Here is a 688-nt window from a genome sequence, read left to right on the forward strand (position 1 = left end):
GGCGATCGCCAACGCACAGTACGGACGGGACGAGGCTGACGATCGCTACGGCTGGCGCGACGACATCTACAGCGTGACCGACCAGGCGGTCGACAGCCTCGAGGCCGCGTTCGAGGACATCATCGACGTGCTGGTCGCCGAAGAGTGTGCAGTCGTGGCTCAACGCAAGGGCGAGTGGACCGACCGCCAGGACGACGAGGCCGTCGAAGCGGCCGTCCACGAGGCCCGCGAATGGTTGCAGGCCCACGAAGCGGCTGCGAAGCGCGCCGGCGTCTGGAGCGAGGTCACGGCTGCTGACGGAAAGACAGCTGAGTAATCTACGGGGATTGGAGACATGAGCACACACCATAGCCTCGACAAGATGCGGGAGAGTACTGACGCCGAGCGAACGCTGCCGACCGGCCCACTCGGTAGCGCCGACATCAAGATCGACGTCGACCGTGAGACGTACCAGCGACTCCATGACGCCTATCTTGACGCGCTCGAGGTCGGGTACGGCGAAGACTTCTACACGTTCGTCCACAACTACTGCTCGACTAACGAGGCGTCCGTGACCATCGACGGCGAGCCGATCGACCCAACCAAGACCGTCACCGGCAGCGAGGTGGCCGATCGATGACTCTCGAAACGGACGTGAAAACGAGCACGATCCATGTCGAGCTCGAGACGCTCGCCGCGATCGCGGCGG

General features: G+C 64.1%; 1 protein-coding gene and 1 pseudogene. Both read left to right on the forward strand.

All coding sequences use genetic code 11. The annotated features are described in order from the left end of the window. Nucleotides 1-316, forward strand: a pseudogene (locus C486_RS21265) (hypothetical protein); the annotation flags it as partial. A gap of 18 nt (nt 317-334) precedes the next feature. Then, nucleotides 335-619: a hypothetical protein gene (locus C486_RS00745; protein ID WP_049909975.1), complete on the forward strand. Its 285-nt coding sequence runs from the start codon at nt 335-337 to the stop codon at nt 617-619. The last annotated feature ends 69 nt before the right edge of the window (nt 620-688 follow it).

Origin of the sequence: Natrinema gari JCM 14663 (assembly GCF_000337175.1) — an archaeon.
Lineage (GTDB): Archaea > Halobacteriota > Halobacteria > Halobacteriales > Natrialbaceae > Natrinema > Natrinema gari.